Raw genomic sequence first — 16,315 nt, 5'->3', positions numbered from 1 at the left:
TCCCCCGATGGACCGTTGATGCGCTTCGACACTATCGATCTCAACGGACGGGACCGTTGGAAACTATCTGTCGCGGAGGGGACAGTTACCTCCCACCGGTGGGAGGCGGGCCCCCGACCACCGGATTCACTCCGGGAGGCGGTGCTCGAACCACACCACCTTTCCGCCGTCGGTGCGGTGGGTGCCCCAGCGGGCGGCGATGTGGCTGACGAGCTGGAGGCCGCGCCCGGACTCGGCGGTGGCGTCGGCGTGCCGCAGGTGCGGCATGTCCTGCCCGTCGTCGTAGACCTCGCAGAGCAGGGCGTCGCCGCGGATGAGCCGCAGCACGATGGCCCCGGCGCCGTGCAGCAGGGCATTGGTGATCAGCTCGCTGACCAGCAGCTGGACGGTGTCGGCGACCGCGTCGAGGCGCCATTCGGCGAGCTTGAAGGCGACCTGGGCGCGGGTCCGCGGGACCATGCTCGGCTCGGGTTCCAGCTCCCAGACGGCGACGTCGTCCTTGGGGATGCCGTCGAGGCCGACGGCGACGATGGCGATGTCGTCGGCGGGGGCGGTGGTGGCGAGCGCGTCGAGGAGGGCGTCGCAGGTCGCGTCGAGCGGGCGGTCGGGCCCGGCGAGCAGGACGCGCAGCTCGTCGAGGCCCTGGTCGATGTCGCGGTCGCGGCGTTCGAGCAGCCCGTCGGTGCACAGGACGAGCCGGGAGCCGTCCTCGACCTCGATCTCCATGGTCTCGAACGGTTCGCCGCCGACGCCGATCGGCAGCCCGGCGGGGACGGGCAGCACCCGGCTCTCGCCGCTCTCCGACACCAGGACGGGCGGGACGTGCCCGGCGTTGGCGAAGCTGCACCGCCGGGCGACCGGGTCGTACACGGCGTACAGGCAGGTGGCGACGTAGCCTTCGCCGAGCCGCCGGGCGAGCTCGTCGAGCTGGCGGAGCAGCAGGTCGGGGCGCATGTCCTCGACGGCGAGGGTGCGGACCGCGGTGCGCATCTGGCCCATGATCGCGGCGGAGGTGAGGCCGTGCCCCATGACGTCGCCGACGACGATGCCGAGGCGGCGGCCGGGCAGCGGGAACGCGTCGAACCAGTCGCCGCCGACCTGCGCGGCCTGGCCGGCGGGCCGGTAGCGGTAGTGGACGCGGGCACCGGGGACCTCGGGCGGGTCGGCGGGCAGCATGCTGCGCTGCAGCTCCTGCGCGCCCTGGACCTCGCGGCGGTAGAGCCGGCCGTTGTCGACGCACAGCGCGGCGCGGCGGGCGAGCTCGTCGACCATGGCGAGCTCGAGGTCGTCGAAGCGGGGGCGGTCGGGCTTGCGCAGCAGCTTGAAGGTGCCGAGCACCCGGCCGCGCGCGATCAGCGGGACGATCAGCAGGTCGCGGCCGGTGAACAGGGGGGTCAGGTCGCGGCCGGCGAACGAGGCGGACAGCCGGGCCGCGAACTCGGCGTCGACCTGCGGGACGTGCACCGCGCGGCCGGTGCGCATGGCGCGGACGAACGGGGTGCCGCGCCCCAGCACGAGCGTCTCGCCCTCCGGGACGATCGGCTCCCAGCGTCCGGGCTCGTCGTTATGGGCCACGGCGACGCGCCGCATCACGGCGGTCTCGTCGAGGTCGGCGGACGGCTGGGCGGAGTCGGCGGCGACGCCTTCGAGGAGTTCGACGGCGGCGAAGTCGGCGACCCGAGGGACGAGGACCTCGGCGAGCGTGCGGGCGGCCTGGAGGTGGTCGAGGGAGCCGCCGATCTGCTGCCCGGCCTCGCTGAGGAAGGTCAGCGTCTCGTTCTCGTCCGCGCCCGACGTACCGGACGTGCCGGTGGTGCCGGACGAGGCGGCCGCGGCGCCGTCCCGGTCGTCGTGGTCGGCGGCGGTGTGCGGGGGGACGGCGCGGGGGCGGATGCGCAGGGCCCGCGGCATGTCGCCGATGTGCGGGACGACGGGAAGCCGCACGGTGACGCTGAGCGAGACGGCGGGCCGGCCGAGCGCGAGCACGCGGGACACGATGGCATCGGTGGCGGCGGTTCCGGCGGCGGGCAGCAGCTCGGCAAGGCGGCGGGCGAGGGGCCCGTCACCGTGGCCGGAGCCATGGCCGGAGCCATGGCCGGCGCCGTGGCGCGCGAGCCCGTCCCCGACGGCCCCCTCGGTGGCGGGCTCGTCCGCACCGGCCTCGTCCGTGGCGGTCTCCTCCGCGCCGGGCTCGTCCATGGGCGGGGCGAGGACGGGTTCGACGCGCAGCAGCCGGGCTCCGGCGGCGCGCCGGGCGGCGCCGTCGGGCGCGGCGACGAGGACGCCGTCCATGGCCAGGCCCGGGCCGTCCTCGCGAAGCCGGCGCAGGTCGGCGGCCAGCGCGAGGACGCGGACGTTGCGGGCGCCGCGGTCGCCGTCCGGTTCGATCGGGTACACCCACCAGCCGACCTCGGCGGGCCGTCCGTCGTCCGCGCGGGGCACTATGCAGGCGCCGCACCAGACGTGCCCGAAGACCTCGGGTTCGAAGGCCCCGCGGTGCTCCTGCGGCAGGCGCAGCAGCGAGGCGGGGGAACGGCCGGCGGCCTGCAGCGGCCCGGCGCCGAAGAGCTCGGTGGCGGCGTGGTTCCAGTGGTTGATGCGGCCGTGCTCGTTGAGCGTGAAGGCGGCCATGCTCACGACGCCGAGCAGGGGCTGGTCGAGGAACCGGGGCTGCCGGGCCCCGGCCCGCTGGTCGGGCGGGGCCGCTGCGCCCCCGCTGAGCGGCGGCCTGTTCTCGGCGATGGTCACGCTGCCCCCTTCCCCGGGCGGGATGCTCGCTGCATCCGGCGACCCACAGTGAAGGGGACGTTACCCCGGGTGAACGACATTCGCCCGGGTTCTCGCGAACTCGGCAGGTGTGGCGGCCACCGATGACGAGTGAGCGCTCACTCAGTACACTGAGGTGCTACCGTCCGGCGACGGAAGGGAAGGTGGCGTAGGTGGCGGTGGGCAGGGAGCCGATGCGGGAGCGGATCCTGGCGGCGGCGGTCGCGGTGATCAGGGAGCGCGGGATCACCGCCGCGACGACCAAGGAGATCGCGCGGAGCGCCGGCGTCTCCGAGGGCAGCCTCTACAACCACTTCGCCAACAAGACCGCCCTGTTCGCGGCGGCGCTGGGCGAGGTCGCCGCCACCGCGCGGACGGCCATGGCGACGCTCGCCGGGTCCGCCGGGCAGGGGACGGTCGAGGGCAACCTCGCCCGGCTGGCCACCGGCATGGTGCGCTTCTACGGCGAGCTGCTGCCGATGATCGGGCCGGTGCTCGCGGACCCGGACCTGATCGCCTGGCTGCGCGCGGACGGCCCCGTCCAGGCACAGAGGGAGGCCGCCGAGCATGCCCCGGACCCCGCACTCCCGCCAGGGTCGCCCGGCGGGCCGCCGTCCGGACCGCCCGGCGGTCCGGCGGCCGGGCCGGTCCTCGGGCACGCCGCGCTGATCGGCTACCTGAAGGCGGAGCGGCGGGCCGGACGGCTGTCGGCGGGGGCTCCGCTGCCGGCCATCGCCGCCGCTCTGCTCGGCGGCTGCCAGCAGCACGCGTTCCTGATCCGCCTCGCGGGGCCGGAGGCGGTCGCGGCGGGCGCCCGGCTCCCGGAGGACCCCGAGAAGTTCGCCGAGCAGCTCGTCCAGGCCGTTCTGGCGGGTCATCTGCCGTCCTGACGCCCGCGCCCCGGCCTCCGCCCCACGCCGCCGCCGGGCCCCTGCCGCCCCACTACGGGCTCGCGGATCTCGACGGCAGCAGGAGGCTTATAGCGCCGCCTGGACACCGGTTCGGCCGACACGCCACGGTATGTGACGGACGCCACGCAACCTTCGGGCCCCGTTCGGGCGTCTTACCTAACGGGAAGCCACTGAAGCGTGGATGCGCCCGACCAGTACGGCCCGCGACGTCCCGGACCCCGGGGTCGCCCTGGCGACGCCGGTCCGCGCACCCGCCGCCCGGCCCGCGCCGCCGCGGAGCCGAGCCCCCGACCACGCCGGACCGTCTCCCCCGGAGACGGGCACGAACCCGCGAGGACCACGTCGCTGGAGCGTGCCAAACGCCGGCCCGAACCCGTCGGGAACGGTGGCGCGTACCACCTGTACGGGGGGCGGTCATTCCGCCCGGCACGCGCGTGCCGCCGAGCACGCGCCAGCAACCGGCCCTTCACGGGGTCACGACCACGGGGAGCGATGATGACCGCTGTCACCATGCCCGTCCGCAACACCGCCGTTGTGCGTGTTCCGGCCGCCGCCGCGCACACCGAGACCATCCGGGACACCGAGACCATCCGGGACACCGGGAGCATCGAGAACACCGAGCGCTACGAGCGCGACGTCCTGCCGCTGGCCGACCCGCTGTACGCCAGCGCCGTGCGGATGACGCGCAACAGCGCCGACGCCGAGGACCTCGTCCAGGAGACCCTGGCCAAGGCCTACGTGAACTTCCACCAGTTCCAGGAGGGCACGAACCTCAAGGCGTGGCTGCACCGGATCCTCACCAACAACTTCATCAACACCTACCGCAAGAAGCAGCGCGAGCCCCAGCGGGCCGGCTCCGAGGAGCTGGAGGAGTGGCAGATCGCGCAGGCCGAGGCGCACTCGTCCGGGTTCCGGTCCGCCGAGTCCGAGGCGCTGGACCGCATCCCCGACTCCGAGGTGATCGACGCCCTGCGCGCGCTGCCGAAGGACTTCCGGGACGCCGTCTACCTCGCCGACGTCGAGGGCTACGCCTACAAGGAGATCGCCGAGATGATGGGCACCCCCATCGGCACGGTGATGTCCCGCCTGCACCGCGGCCGCAAGCAGCTCCGCGAGGCCCTCGCGGGCCACAAGCGCGCCGCGCACACCCTGGCCGCCTGACCCGGGCGGCCCCGGCAGCGGGCGATCCGCCCCCGCCCCGCCCCGGCCCTTGAGCCTTCGCACGTTCCGACTCGATCCCGCGGTTACCCCGTGACCGCGGGATCGTCGGTTTTCCTGCACTGTTGGTAGTCACATGGATACATTGAGCGATGGTCCCTCAGGCCATCGGGAGTAGCCATGTCGAACACCATCGCCGTCCTGGCGGGCGCGCTGATCGCCCTCTCGCCCGCCGTTCCCGCGCATCACCACGAGAGCGGGACGACGTCCCTCCGGCTCACGCTCACCCATCCCGGGCGCCACGCGTCGAGCACGCACACGGTGACCCTCTACTGCGACCCTCCGGGCGGGCGGCACCCCGATCCCGCCCGTGCCTGCTCCGAGCTCAACGGCTCCGGCGGGAAGTTCGCCCACGCACCGGACGGCCGGATGTGCACCGCGGTCTACGCGCCCGTCGTGGCGCAGGCGAAGGGCCGCTGGCACGGCCGCCCGGTGTCGTTCCGCGCGCGCTACGGCAACGACTGCGTGATGCACTCCCGCACCGGAACCGTATTCGCGTTCTAACGGCACGGTCTTCGCGACTTGAGGAGCATCCCACCAATTCACCAAGACCGTCCGCATAGGTACGCCGACTGTGGGTAAGGCGCGCACACGGGCCACGCGAGCCGCCGGTCACTCGAGAGGATGTGCGCGCGATGCCACGACGGGTCAGCGACGTCATGACCCCGGCCCCCCAGTCGCTGCCGCTGGACGCGACGCTCTACGAGGCGGCACGGGTGATGCGGGACGAGGGCATCGGCGACGTCCTGGTCACCTACGCCGGGCAGCTCTGCGGGATGGTCACCGACCGGGACATCGTCGTGCGGGCCGTCGCGGAGAGCCGCGACACGGCGCTCACGCCGCTCGGCGAGGTGTGCACCGCCGAGCTGTGCACCGTGCGCCCCGACGACGACACCGAGACGGCGGAGCGGCTGATGATCGAGCAGTGCGTCCGGAGGCTGCCGGTGGTGGACGGCGGCCGGCGGCCCGTCGGCATCGTGTCCATCGGCGATCTCGCGGTGGCGGACGGGCAGCGGGGCCCGCTACCCGAGATCAGCAAGGCTCCGCCGAACAACTGAGCCCGCTCAGCCCGGGCATGACGTGCCGCAGGATAACGTCATAAGCGTGGCTCCAACCGAAACGGTGCTCACCGACCAGCTCGCCGTGGAGATCGCCCGGCTGGGGATGGTCGGCGAGTCCTCCGACGTCGGCACCCTGCACCGGGTCGCCGAGCTGGCGTCGCGCGCCGTGCAGGGGTGCGCGGGCGCCTCGTGCGTCCGCTGGGCGATGCCGACGGCGTCCCTCGGCGACCCCGTCGCGGTCGCCGCGCTCGGGGCGTCGCCTGATCCGGTGCCGCGGCCTCCGGACGTCCCGCGCGTCCCGAGGCAGCAGGCCGCCTCGGAACGGGGCACCGCCGACCCCGACCTTCCGGACATGGCCGGGGACGTCGCGCCGGACGAGCTGCCCTCCCCGGACGCGGAGCGTCCCGAGCCGCTGGCCGTGGCCGCGAGCCACCCCGACCTCGCCGAGATCATCGACCGGCAGCTGTCGCGGGGGCACGGCCCCATCTACGACGTCGTCCTGGACCGCCGCACGCTGAGCTGCGACGACATCCTGGTCGAGACCCGCTGGCCGGAGGCGGTGTCGGACATGCTCCGCCGCGGGGTGCGGTGCTTCACCACGTCCCCGCACCTGAACCCGCCGGTGCTGGTCACGCTGACGCTGTACGGGGTGACACCGAAGTCGCTCGGGCCGGACCGGCTCGCGCTCGTCTCGCTCCTGCTGGCGCAGGGCAGCGCGACGATGTCGAACGCGCAGCAGTACGACGACGTGCACCGGACCGCCGCGCAGCTGCAGGAGGCGGTGGAGGCGCGGGCCGTCGTCGACCAGGCGAAGGGCATCCTGATGCACGCGCTCGGCTGCGGCGCCGACGAGGCTTTCGCGGAGATGCGCCGCATTTCCCAGACAAGACATGTGAAACTAACCGCACTGGCCCAGCGGATAGTCGGTGACCAGGGGCTCCGCTAGGTCCCGCGCTAGGAGCACGGAGGTGACCGGCATAGGCTGCGAGATGCAGTCGCCGCGACTGCGGTCCGGATGAGCGGAGCGCGAAGCCGATCCTGTTTCGACCTTGCCTCGGGGCACAGAGGGAGACCTGTTGCACGATCAGCCCGATCAGCTCGAACCCGAGTCCCTGGTACGGGAGATCTCGGATCTCGAGGGGCGCATCGGTGAGCTGCGCCAGGCCGCCGGCATGCCCGAGGCGGACCTGCGGGCCACCCTGGACGCGGCGCTGGTGGAGCTCGAGCTGGCGGTGACGGCGCTGCGCACCCTGGGCGCCGACCAGGGCACCGAGCAGGGCGGGTCGAACGCGGCCGAGAACGAGCGGCGGGTGCTGCGGACGGTCTTCCAGGACGCGCCCGTGCCGCTGTTCCTGCTCGACCGCAACACCAGCGTCCGGCGGGTGAACCGCCAGGCCGCGGAGCTGCTGGGCACCTCGTCCGGTTACGTCTCCGGCAAGCAGTTCACCGCGTTCTGCGATCTGGCGACCCGCGCGGCGGTCCGCTCGCAGCTGGCCGCGGTGGTGCGGACGGGACGGCGGCGGCGGGTGCCGGTGCGGTTCCTCGGCCGGGAGCGCCCGGTCGACGCGGTCATCACGCTGGCCCGGGTGTGGATCCGCGGGGAGCCGGACCCGATGGTGGTCGTCGCGGCGGGCGCCGCGCGCCCCCCGGCGGACTCCTCGGGCGACGGTACCGGGACCGCGGCCGCGGGCACCGCGGGACGCGGCGCGCCGGCCAAGCGGGACGGCGGGAAGCGGCCGGCACGGCGCCCGGAAGCGGGCGCGGACGCGGCCGCGCCGCGGGTGCCGGAGCCGGCGTCGCCGCCGCAGGCGCGCGCGCCGCAGCCGCAGGCCCGCATCGACGACGAGGCCGTGGCCACGATCGTGCACCGGATGGACGTGCTGGCCACAGCGAGCGAGCTGCTGCTGGACGAGCCGGTCTTCAACGAGACGGTCGCGGTCCGGCGGTGCGCCCGGCTGCTGGCCGCGGAGCTGGCCGACTGGGCGTTCATCGACCTGACCGGCCCGAACACCGGCCCGTCCGGGCTGGGCGGCGGCGCGGCCGGATCGGCGCCCGTCCTGCACCGCCAGGTCGTGATGGGGCCGGACGACGAGTACTCCGTCGAGGCGGCGCGGACGCTGCAGGAGCTGCACCCGGCCGCCGGAACGCTCCCGCACGACGTGTTCGTCACCCGGCAGAGCGCCCTGCGCCCGCACCTGGACGGCCTGGACGAGCTCGGCAAGGCCGCCGACGGTGTCCCGATCTGCGCGAAGATCGGCGCGACGTCGCTGCTGAGCGTGCCGGTGGAGGACGGCGACCGGTGCCTCGGCGCGATCACGCTCGCGTCCGGCGGCGAGTACGGGCCGTTCGACCTGATGGACCTCGGCGTCGTGCAGCGGCTCGGCCGCTACCTGGCGCTGGTGATCCGCGCGGCGCGGCTCTACCGCCGCAGCGCGGAGGTCGCCGACTCGCTCCAGGCGAGCCTGCTGCCGCGGGCGCTGCCCGCCATCCCGGGCGCGACGGTCGCGGCGCGCTACCTGACGGCGACGCACGGCGCGGACGTCGGCGGCGACTTCTACGACGTGTTCCGCGTCGGGGACGGCTGGGGGCTGGTCCTCGGCGACGTGTGCGGCAAGGGCGAGGACGCGGCGGCGGTGACCGCGACGGCGCGGCACTGCGTGCGGCTCGGGGCGCGGTGGAAGTCGACTCCGGGCGAGATCCTCGGCATCGCGAACGAGGCGCTGCTGGACGAGGACCGGTTCGTCACCGCGATCATGGCGGGGCTGGAGATCACCGCGGAGCGGGTCACGGTGTCGCTGGGCACCGCCGGCCACCCGCCGGCGATCGTGGTCCGCGCGGACGGGGTGATCAGGTCGGCGTCGCGGGGCGGCGTGCCGCTCGGCCTGTTCGAGGACTTCGAGGCCGGCTCGGACACCATCGACCTCCACGCCGGCGACACGCTGATCCTGCACTCGGACGGGGTGCTGGAGGCGTGCGACCACGCGCGCCAGGAGTTCGGCCAGGAGCGGCTGCTGGAGGCGCTGGCGGGCCAGGCGGGCGGCACTCCGGAGGAGATGCTCGGCGCGGTGGAGCAGGCGCTGCTGGAGTTCTGCGACGGCGACCTGCGCGACGACGTGTCGATGGTGGCGCTCCGCGTGGAGTCCCCCACGCTCGACTGACGCCCCGGCGCGAAACCGGCACTGACGGGCGTTTTGCCGGGTAAAGGGACCTCATGAGCGTCGACCCCTCGTCCAAGCCGCGCAACGAGACCGAGCACGAGCGGCTCGACCGGCAGCTGATGGAGCTGCTCCAGGGCTTCCGGGTGGCCACCACGGGCGTGCAGGTGCTGTTCGCGTTCCTGCTGACCGTCCCGTTCTCCAAGGGATTCGTGCAGGTCGACGACACCGGGAAGGCGCTGTTCTACGTGGCTCTGTTCGGTGCGGCGCTCGCCTCGATCTGCTTCATCGCGCCGGTGTTCCAGCACCGGATCCTGTTCCAGCTCAACAAGAAGCCGCTGCTGATCCGGCGGGCGAACCGGTTCGGCATCCTCGGCGCGTTCGCGCTCGCGGTCTCGATCACCGCGTCCACCACGCTGATCGTGCAGACGCTCGCGGCGGAGGGGGCGGCGATCGCCGCGGCGGTGGTCGTCCTGGCGCTGTGCGGGTGGGCGTGGTTCGTCCAGCCGTACCTGACCCGGCTGTCGGCGGGCGGCCGCGCGGAGCGGGAGGAGAGCTCCTGACCGCGCGGCACCCGCCGCCTCGCCGACGCACGAGCGCCGGCCCGGAATCGCCGGCTCAGTACGCCTTGCCGGCTCAGTACGCCTTGCCGAAGATCACGCGCTTGCCGTAGGCGGACGGCCGCCCGCACTTGACGCACACGCCGGTCTCCTCCGGCGCCTCGGCGGGGATGACCCGCGGGGTCGCGGCGGTCTCGGCCTTGATCTCGTCCTCGCAGGCGGTGGCGCCGCAGTGGAACGCGCGGGCCCAGCCGCCGGCGACCTGCGCGGTGAACGCGTCCCAGGAGTCGACGGCGGCGGTGTGCTCCTCGCGGAACGCCTCGGCCCGGGCCAGCAGGAACGACTGGAACTCGGCGAGCATCCCGGGCAGCACCTCGGGCACCTTCTCCAGCGGGATCTGCTCCTTGCCCTGCCCCTCGGCGGTCGGGAGCCGCCGGACGACGGTCGCGACGCCGCCCTCGATGTCGCGCTTGCCGAGCTCGATGCGGATCGGGACGCCGCGCATCTCCCACTCGTTGAACTTGAACCCGGGCGACAGCTGCGGCCGGTTGTCGTCGACGTGCACGCGGATGCCCATCGACTTGATCGCGGCGCCGAGCCGGCGGGCCTCCGCGGCGGCCTGCTCGCCCTGCTCCTTGCGCCCGATCGGGACGATGACGACCTGGTAGGGGGCGAGGCGCGGCGGCAGCACGAGGCCCTTGTCGTCCCCGTGCGTCATGATCATGCCGCCGATCATGCGGGTGCTCATGCCCCAGGACGTGGTGTGCGCCAGCGTCAGCTTGCCCGCCTCGTCCTGGTACTGGATCTCGAAGGCCTTGGCGAAGTTCGTGCCGAGGTAGTGCGACGTGCCGGCCTGCAGGGCCCGGCCGTCCCGCATCATGCCCTCGATGGTGTACGTGCGGACGGCGCCGGCGAACCGCTCGCCGGGCGTCTTCTCGCCCGCGATCACCGGCATCGCCGCGAGCTCGCGCGCCACGCTCGCGTAGGCGTCCAGCGCCCACATCGTCTCGCGCATCGCGTCGCCCTCGTCGATGTGGGCGGTGTGCCCCTCCTGCCAGAGGAACTCGGTGGTGCGCAGGAACATCCGCGGCCGCATCTCCCAGCGGACCACGTTCGCCCACTGGTTCAGCAGCAGCGGCAGGTCGCGGTGCGAGTCGATCCACTTGGCCATGTACTCGCCGATGACGGTCTCGGAGGTCGGCCGCATGACCAGCGGCTCCTCCAGATCCTTGCCGCCGGCGTGCGTCACGACGGCGAGCTCCGGGGAGAAGCCCTCGACGTGCTCGGCCTCGCGCTTGAAGTAGGACTCCGGGATCAGCATCGGGAAGCACGCGTTGTCGTGCCCCGCGTCCTTGATGCGCCGGTCCAGGTCCGCCTGGAGCAGCTCCCACACCCGGTAACCGTACGGGCGGATGACCATCGTGCCGCGAACCGGACCGCGGTCGACGAGCTGGGCCTGCACGACCAGCTCGTTGTACCAGGCGGAGAAATCCTCGCTCTGCGGCGTCACACCTTCTCGACTCACAGCGAACAAGGGTACTGACCGGCGGCGGGGGCTCGGGCCGCTTCGCTACCCTCGCGAGATGCGCTGGTCCCAGATGTTCGCGCCGACGCTCCGCGACGACCCCGCCGAGGCGGACGCGCCGAGCCACCGGCTGCTGCTGCGCGCGGGCTACGTCCGGCAGCTCACGGCCGGGCACTACAGCCTGCTGCCGCTCGCCGTCCGCGTCCGCGCGAAGATCATCGAGATCGTCCGGCAGGAGATGGACGCGATCGGCGCGCAGGAGATGCTGCTGCCCGCGCTGCACCCGGCGGAGCCGTGGCGGCGGTCGGGCCGGTGGGAGCTGATGGGGCAGGAGATGTTCCGCCTCAAGGACCGGCGCGGCGCCGACCACGCGCTCGGCATGACCCACGAGGAGATCTTCGCGACGGTCGCGCGCGAGCTGAACTCCTACAAGCAGCTGCCGCAGCAGTGGTACCAGTTCCAGACCAAGTTCCGGGACGAGCCGCGCCCCAAGGGCGGCCTCATGCGGACGCGCGAGTTCACCATGAAGGACGCCTACAGCTTCGACGTGGACCGCGCCGGGCTGGACGTCTCGTTCGACGCCTACCACGGCGCCTACACGCGGATCTTCGCGCGGCTGGACCTGCCGGCGCTGGCGTGCGAGGCGTCCAGCGGGACCATGGGCGGGGCCGGCTCGACGGAGTTCATGTGCCCCGCCGACGTCGGCGAGGACCTGGTCGTCCACTCCCCCGCCTGCGGGTACGCGGCGAACATCGAGCGCGCCACCTCCGCGCTGCCCGCCGCGTCCGACGACCCCGGGCCGCCCGCGCCGGAGCGCTTCGACACGCCCGGCGTCCGCACCATCGACGATCTGACCGCCTACGGCGCGCCCGGCGACCGGCAGATCAAGACGCTCGTGTACGTCCTGGACGGCACGCTCACGCTCGTCCTCCTGCGCGGCGACCACGCGCTCAACGAGCAGAAGCTCGTGGACGCGACCGGCGCCGCGCGGATCCGCCCGGCGGAACCGGAGGAGATCCGGTCGGCGCTCGGCGCGCTCCCCGGCAGCCTCGGCGCGGTCGGCGTCGCGCTCCCGGTGATCGCGGACGAGGCGCTGCGCGGCCGCCGGTCGATGTTCACCGGCGCGAACACCGACGACGTGCACCTGCGCGGCGTCGACGTCGCCCGGGACATCGCCGTCGGGTCCTGGGCGGACCTGCGCGAGGTCGCCGCCGGCGAGCCGTGCCCGCGCTGCGGGGAGCCGCTGGAGATCGTCCGGGCGATCGAGATCGGGCACATCTTCAAGCTCGGCGACCGGTACGCCCGCGCGCTCGGCGTCGAGGTCCTCGACCCGGACGGCAAGCGGGTGCCGGTCGTGATGGGCAGCTACGGCATCGGCGTCGAGCGGGCGATGGCCGCGATCGTGGAGACCCACCACGACGAGCGCGGCATCGTCTGGCCGGTGGCGGTGGCGCCGTTCGAGGCCGCCGTGGTGATCGCGCAGTCCGACGACGCGGACGTGGCGGACGCCGCCGAGCGGATCTACGGCGCCCTCCGGGACGCCGGGGTCGACGTGGTGATCGACGACCGGGCCGAGCGCGCGGGGGTGAAGTTCCGCGACGTCGAGCTGACCGGGATCCCGTACCGGATCACGGTGGGCCGCCGCGGGCTCGCCGAGGGCGTGGCGGAGGTGACCGCCCGGGCCACCGGCGAGACCAAGAAGGTCCCGCTGGACACGGCCGCCGCGCACGTCCGGGCACTCCTGGCGCCCGTCTGAGGCGGCCGCTCTCCGGCACGCCCGGGCGCCCGCGATCGCCGCCGAGCCGGCGGTGCCGGAAAACGGTTTGACGGGGTCGCGGCGCCTTCCGGAGACTCGGCGGGGGTTCTCAACGACGAGGGGTCACCGTGGGTCACGTGGAGGTCGGGCACGTCAGCCATGCGCTGCCCGACGGGCGGGTGCTGCTGGACGACGTGTCGTTCCGGGTCGGCGACGGCGTCACGGCGGCGCTGGTCGGGCCGAACGGGGCCGGGAAGACGACGCTGCTCCGGCTGGTCGCCGGGGACCTGGCGCCGCAGGACGGGACGGTCGCGCACAGCGGCGGGCTCGGCGTGATGCGGCAGTTCATCGGCAACGTGCGGGACGAGTCGTCCGTGCACGACCTGCTGCTGTCGGTGGCGCCGCCGCGGGTCCGCGAGGCGGCCGCGGCGGTGGAGGCCGCCGAGCTGGCGATGATGGAGCGCGACGACGAGCCGACCCAGCTGAGGTACGCGAACGCGCTGGCCGGCTGGGGCGACGCGGGCGGCTACGAGATCGAGGTGCTGTGGGACGCGTGCTGCGTGGCGGCCCTCGGCGTCCCCTACGACGCGTGCCGGTGGCGGGAGACGCGGACGCTGTCGGGCGGCGAGCAGAAGCGGCTCGCACTGGAGGCGCTGCTGCGGGGCCCCGACGAGGTGCTGCTGCTGGACGAGCCGGACAACTACCTGGACGTGCCGGGCAAGCAGTGGCTGGAGGAGCGGCTCCGGGAGACGGCCAAGACCGTGCTGGTGGTCTCGCACGACCGCGAGCTGCTCGACCGCTGCGCCGACCGGATCGTGACCGTCGAGGCGGGCCGGGTGTGGATCCACGGCGGCCGGTTCTCGACGTACGCGGCGGCCCGCCGGGACCGCAACGAGCGGCTGGAGGAGCTGCGGCGGCGGTGGGACGAGGAGCACGCGAAGCTCAAGGAGCTCGTCAACACCCTGAAGACCAAGGCGACGGTCAATGACGGTTTCGCGTCGCGGTACCGGGCGGCGCAGACCCGGCTGCGCAAGTTCGAGGAGGCGGGGCCGCCGGAGACGCCGCCGCGCGACCAGAGCCTGAAGATGCGGCTGCGCGGGGGCCGGACCGGGAAGCGGGCGGTGATCTGCGAGGACCTGGAGCTGACCGGGTTGATGCGGCCGTTCGGCGCGGAGGTCTGGTTCGGCGAGCGGGTCGCGGTGCTCGGCTCGAATGGGTCGGGGAAGTCGCATTTCCTGCGCCTGCTCGCCGCGGTGGCGGAGGTGCTGCCGCGGGGCGCGGTGCCGGTGCGCCCGGTGGCGCACACCGGGGTCGCCCGTCTCGGCGCGCGGGTGGTGCCGGGGCTGTTCGCGCAGACGCACGCGCGTCCCGACCTGGCGGGGCGGACGCCGTGCGAGATCGTCATGACCGAGCACGCCCGGCTGCGCAACGACGCAATGAACGCGCTCGCGCGCTACGAGCTGCAGTTCTGCGCCGAGCAGCCGTTCGAGACGCTGTCGGGCGGGCAGCAGGCGCGGTTGCAGATCCTGCTGCTGGAGCTGGGCGGTGCGACGCTGCTGCTGCTGGACGAGCCGACCGACAACCTCGACCTGGCCAGTGCCGAGGCGCTCCAGGAGGGTCTGGAGTCGTACGAGGGGACCGTCCTCGCGGTGACGCACGACCGCTGGTTCGCCCGTTCCTTCGACCGTTTCCTGGTGTTCGGCGCGGACGGGTCGGTCTACGAGGCCCCTGAGCCGGTCTGGGACGAGGCGAGGGTCGCCCGGCCGCGCTGATCGGACGCGCGGCCGGACGGCCCTCGTTCTCCCCGGATGGTCAGGGACGCTGGCCGGGGCGGTCCACGACGCCCGCGGCCAGGCGGACGGAGTAGCTCTCGACGGCGCCCTTCAGGAAGCGCCCGCCGTCCGGCATGGTGTGGTCCTTGACGACGGTGGTGCGGTGGCCCCGGTAGGCGTAGGTGGACGGGTCCAGGAGGATCTCGTCCTTCGCCCAGCCCTCGATGACGAACGAGACCGACACCGCCTTGTGCCCGGCCCCGTCCTCGGCGGTGCGGTCCACGGTGACGCCGGGGACCTTCGCCATCGCGCGGTACGCGGCGGCGGTCTGCGCGGGCGGCAGCGCGCCGTTGTTCAGCAGCAGCGACCCGAGCAGCTGGAACGCGCCCTCGTTCCGGCCGCCCGGCGCGCCGGACCTGCGGGCCCAGGCCAGCATCCCGTCCGGGTCGGCGGGCAGCTTGGCGACAGTGGCGTGGTCGATCGGCGGCATCCCGCCGCCCGTGGCGGAGGTGACGAGCCTGCCGTTGTCGTACGTCGCCATGCGCTTGCCGTCGGCCCGGATCCAGGTCCGGTCGACCTGGGTCCTCAGCGGCGAGCCCGGCGCGATGGCCTGGCCGCGGCCGGGGACGCCGCTGCGCCGGTAGCGGGTCTCGGTGTAGACCCACTGGCCGGGACGGGGCGCCGTGTACGGCTGCTTCAGCGCGAACGTCGCGGCGACGTTCAGCACCTGCTGCGTCTCGGTCGCCGCCGCGGGCGCCGGGTGGTGCGGCCTGCCGTCGCTCGTGGCGACGACGGCACCGGCGATGAGCGCTCCGGCGACGCCGCCGGCGGCGACGAGGCGGAACGTCGTCCGGCGGGACGGGCCGGTGCGGCGGGCGGCGGACGCCGTGATCCGCTCGTAGGCGGCGCGTCCGGCCGGGTCGTGGGCGGCGCCGTCGAACGCGCCGGGCGGGCAGGGGTCGGCCGGGGCCATGACGCGGCGGACTTCGTGGAGGTCCTTCATGCCTGGGTGCTCCTTTGCAGCGGTGCGGCGGGTGCCGGGCGGTCTGCGGCGTCGATGTCGGCGAGGGCGGCGGTCAGCCGGCGGCGGGCGCGGTGCAGGCGCACGGAGAACGTCTTGACCGAGCAGCCCACGGCGGTCGCCGCGTCCCGCGCGTCGAGGCCCTCCCAGCCGACGAGCCGGAGGATCTCGCGGTCGCGGGCGGACAGGCGGCCGAGCGCGGCCGCTATGCGGCCGCCTTCGGCCAGACCGGTCGCCATGTCGGCGGCGGGGGCGCGCGGGCCGTCGCCGCGCAGCCGGTCCCACAGCCGGAGGCGCCGGCGGCGGCTCCGCATCTCGTTGGCGAGGACGTTGCGGGCGACGTTCAGCAGCCACGGGAACGGGCGGTCGGGCGGGATGTCGCCGCGCCGCCGCCAGGCGACCAGGAACGTTTCCGCGGCGATGTCCCGGGCCGTCTCGTGGTCGATCCGACGCGCCGCGTACCTGAGCACGTCGTCGTAGTGCGCGTCCCACAACCGGGTGAATCCCCCGTCTGGATCCGGCACGCCGGCTCCCTTCTCTCGGGTCGGTGTCGCTCGGAGATGTCCGGCA

At 74.0% G+C, this 16,315-nt stretch carries 13 protein-coding genes; 9 read left to right on the top strand and 4 right to left on the bottom strand.

Features of this window, described 5'->3' with window-relative positions:
- Positions 1–126: 126 nt before the first annotated feature.
- A complete protein-coding gene (locus tag amrb99_RS25475; protein ID WP_190860426.1) occupies positions 127–2,748 on the bottom strand; it encodes a SpoIIE family protein phosphatase in 2,622 nt (873 codons plus the stop codon).
- A 191-nt stretch (positions 2,749–2,939) separates the two neighbouring features.
- On the opposite strand from amrb99_RS25475, the gene amrb99_RS25470 reads away from it, so the two are divergent.
- From amrb99_RS25470 to amrb99_RS25430, 7 genes are all read left to right on the top strand, one after another.
- Positions 2,940–3,656 carry a TetR/AcrR family transcriptional regulator gene (locus tag amrb99_RS25470; RefSeq protein ID WP_190860424.1) on the top strand — a complete coding sequence of 239 codons (717 nt, stop codon included), beginning with the start codon at positions 2,940–2,942 and terminating at the stop codon, positions 3,654–3,656.
- A gap of 516 nt (positions 3,657–4,172) precedes the next feature.
- Entirely contained in the window at positions 4,173–4,838 is a 666-nt protein-coding gene (locus amrb99_RS25465) for a sigma-70 family RNA polymerase sigma factor (RefSeq protein ID WP_241755910.1), read from the top strand.
- A 177-nt stretch (positions 4,839–5,015) separates the two neighbouring features.
- Entirely contained in the window at positions 5,016–5,399 is a 384-nt protein-coding gene (locus amrb99_RS25460) for an SSI family serine proteinase inhibitor (RefSeq protein WP_190860422.1), read from the top strand.
- A gap of 131 nt (positions 5,400–5,530) precedes the next feature.
- The gene (locus tag amrb99_RS25455; RefSeq protein WP_190860420.1) at positions 5,531–5,953 is read left to right on the top strand and encodes a CBS domain-containing protein; all 423 of its coding nucleotides are present in this window, start codon (positions 5,531–5,533) and stop codon (positions 5,951–5,953) included.
- Positions 5,954–5,999: 46 nt separating this feature from the next.
- Entirely contained in the window at positions 6,000–6,902 is a 903-nt protein-coding gene (locus amrb99_RS25445) for an ANTAR domain-containing protein (RefSeq protein WP_347256854.1), read from the top strand.
- A 130-nt stretch (positions 6,903–7,032) separates the two neighbouring features.
- Positions 7,033–9,114, top strand: coding sequence for a SpoIIE family protein phosphatase (locus amrb99_RS51435; RefSeq protein WP_347256853.1), 2,082 nt, complete (start codon positions 7,033–7,035; stop codon positions 9,112–9,114).
- A 53-nt stretch (positions 9,115–9,167) separates the two neighbouring features.
- Positions 9,168–9,674: a DUF6328 family protein gene (locus amrb99_RS25430; protein ID WP_190860418.1), complete on the top strand. Its 507-nt coding sequence runs from the start codon at positions 9,168–9,170 to the stop codon at positions 9,672–9,674.
- Positions 9,675–9,747: 73 nt separating this feature from the next.
- Here the strand turns inward: amrb99_RS25430 and proS are convergent, their stop codons facing one another.
- Positions 9,748–11,196: a proline--tRNA ligase gene (gene proS / locus amrb99_RS25425; RefSeq protein WP_190860416.1), complete on the bottom strand. Its 1,449-nt coding sequence runs from the start codon at positions 11,194–11,196 to the stop codon at positions 9,748–9,750.
- A gap of 58 nt (positions 11,197–11,254) precedes the next feature.
- On the opposite strand from proS, the gene amrb99_RS25420 reads away from it, so the two are divergent.
- Positions 11,255–12,952, top strand: coding sequence for a proline--tRNA ligase (locus amrb99_RS25420; protein WP_190860414.1), 1,698 nt, complete (start codon positions 11,255–11,257; stop codon positions 12,950–12,952).
- Between the two features lie 128 nt (positions 12,953–13,080).
- Complete coding sequence (locus amrb99_RS25415) at positions 13,081–14,724, top strand: ATP-binding cassette domain-containing protein (protein WP_190860412.1); 1,644 nt, start codon at positions 13,081–13,083, stop codon at positions 14,722–14,724.
- A gap of 40 nt (positions 14,725–14,764) precedes the next feature.
- Here amrb99_RS25415 and amrb99_RS25410 read toward each other — a convergent pair whose 3' ends face one another.
- Together amrb99_RS25410 and amrb99_RS25405 are read right to left on the bottom strand one after the other, a co-directional pair.
- A complete protein-coding gene (locus amrb99_RS25410) occupies positions 14,765–15,727 on the bottom strand; it encodes a CU044_5270 family protein (protein WP_190860410.1) in 963 nt (320 codons plus the stop codon).
- Positions 15,724–16,269 carry a sigma-70 family RNA polymerase sigma factor gene (locus amrb99_RS25405; RefSeq protein ID WP_206700097.1) on the bottom strand — a complete coding sequence of 182 codons (546 nt, stop codon included), beginning with the start codon at positions 16,267–16,269 and terminating at the stop codon, positions 15,724–15,726. The genes amrb99_RS25410 and amrb99_RS25405 overlap by 4 nt, the downstream gene beginning before the upstream one ends.
- Positions 16,270–16,315 lie beyond the last annotated feature (46 nt).

The organism is Actinomadura sp. RB99, assembly GCF_014706005.1.
Lineage (GTDB): Bacteria > Actinomycetota > Actinomycetes > Streptosporangiales > Streptosporangiaceae > Spirillospora.
The sequence above is the reverse complement of the archived record's forward strand: the minus strand, read 5'-3'. Positions and strand labels throughout refer to the sequence as shown.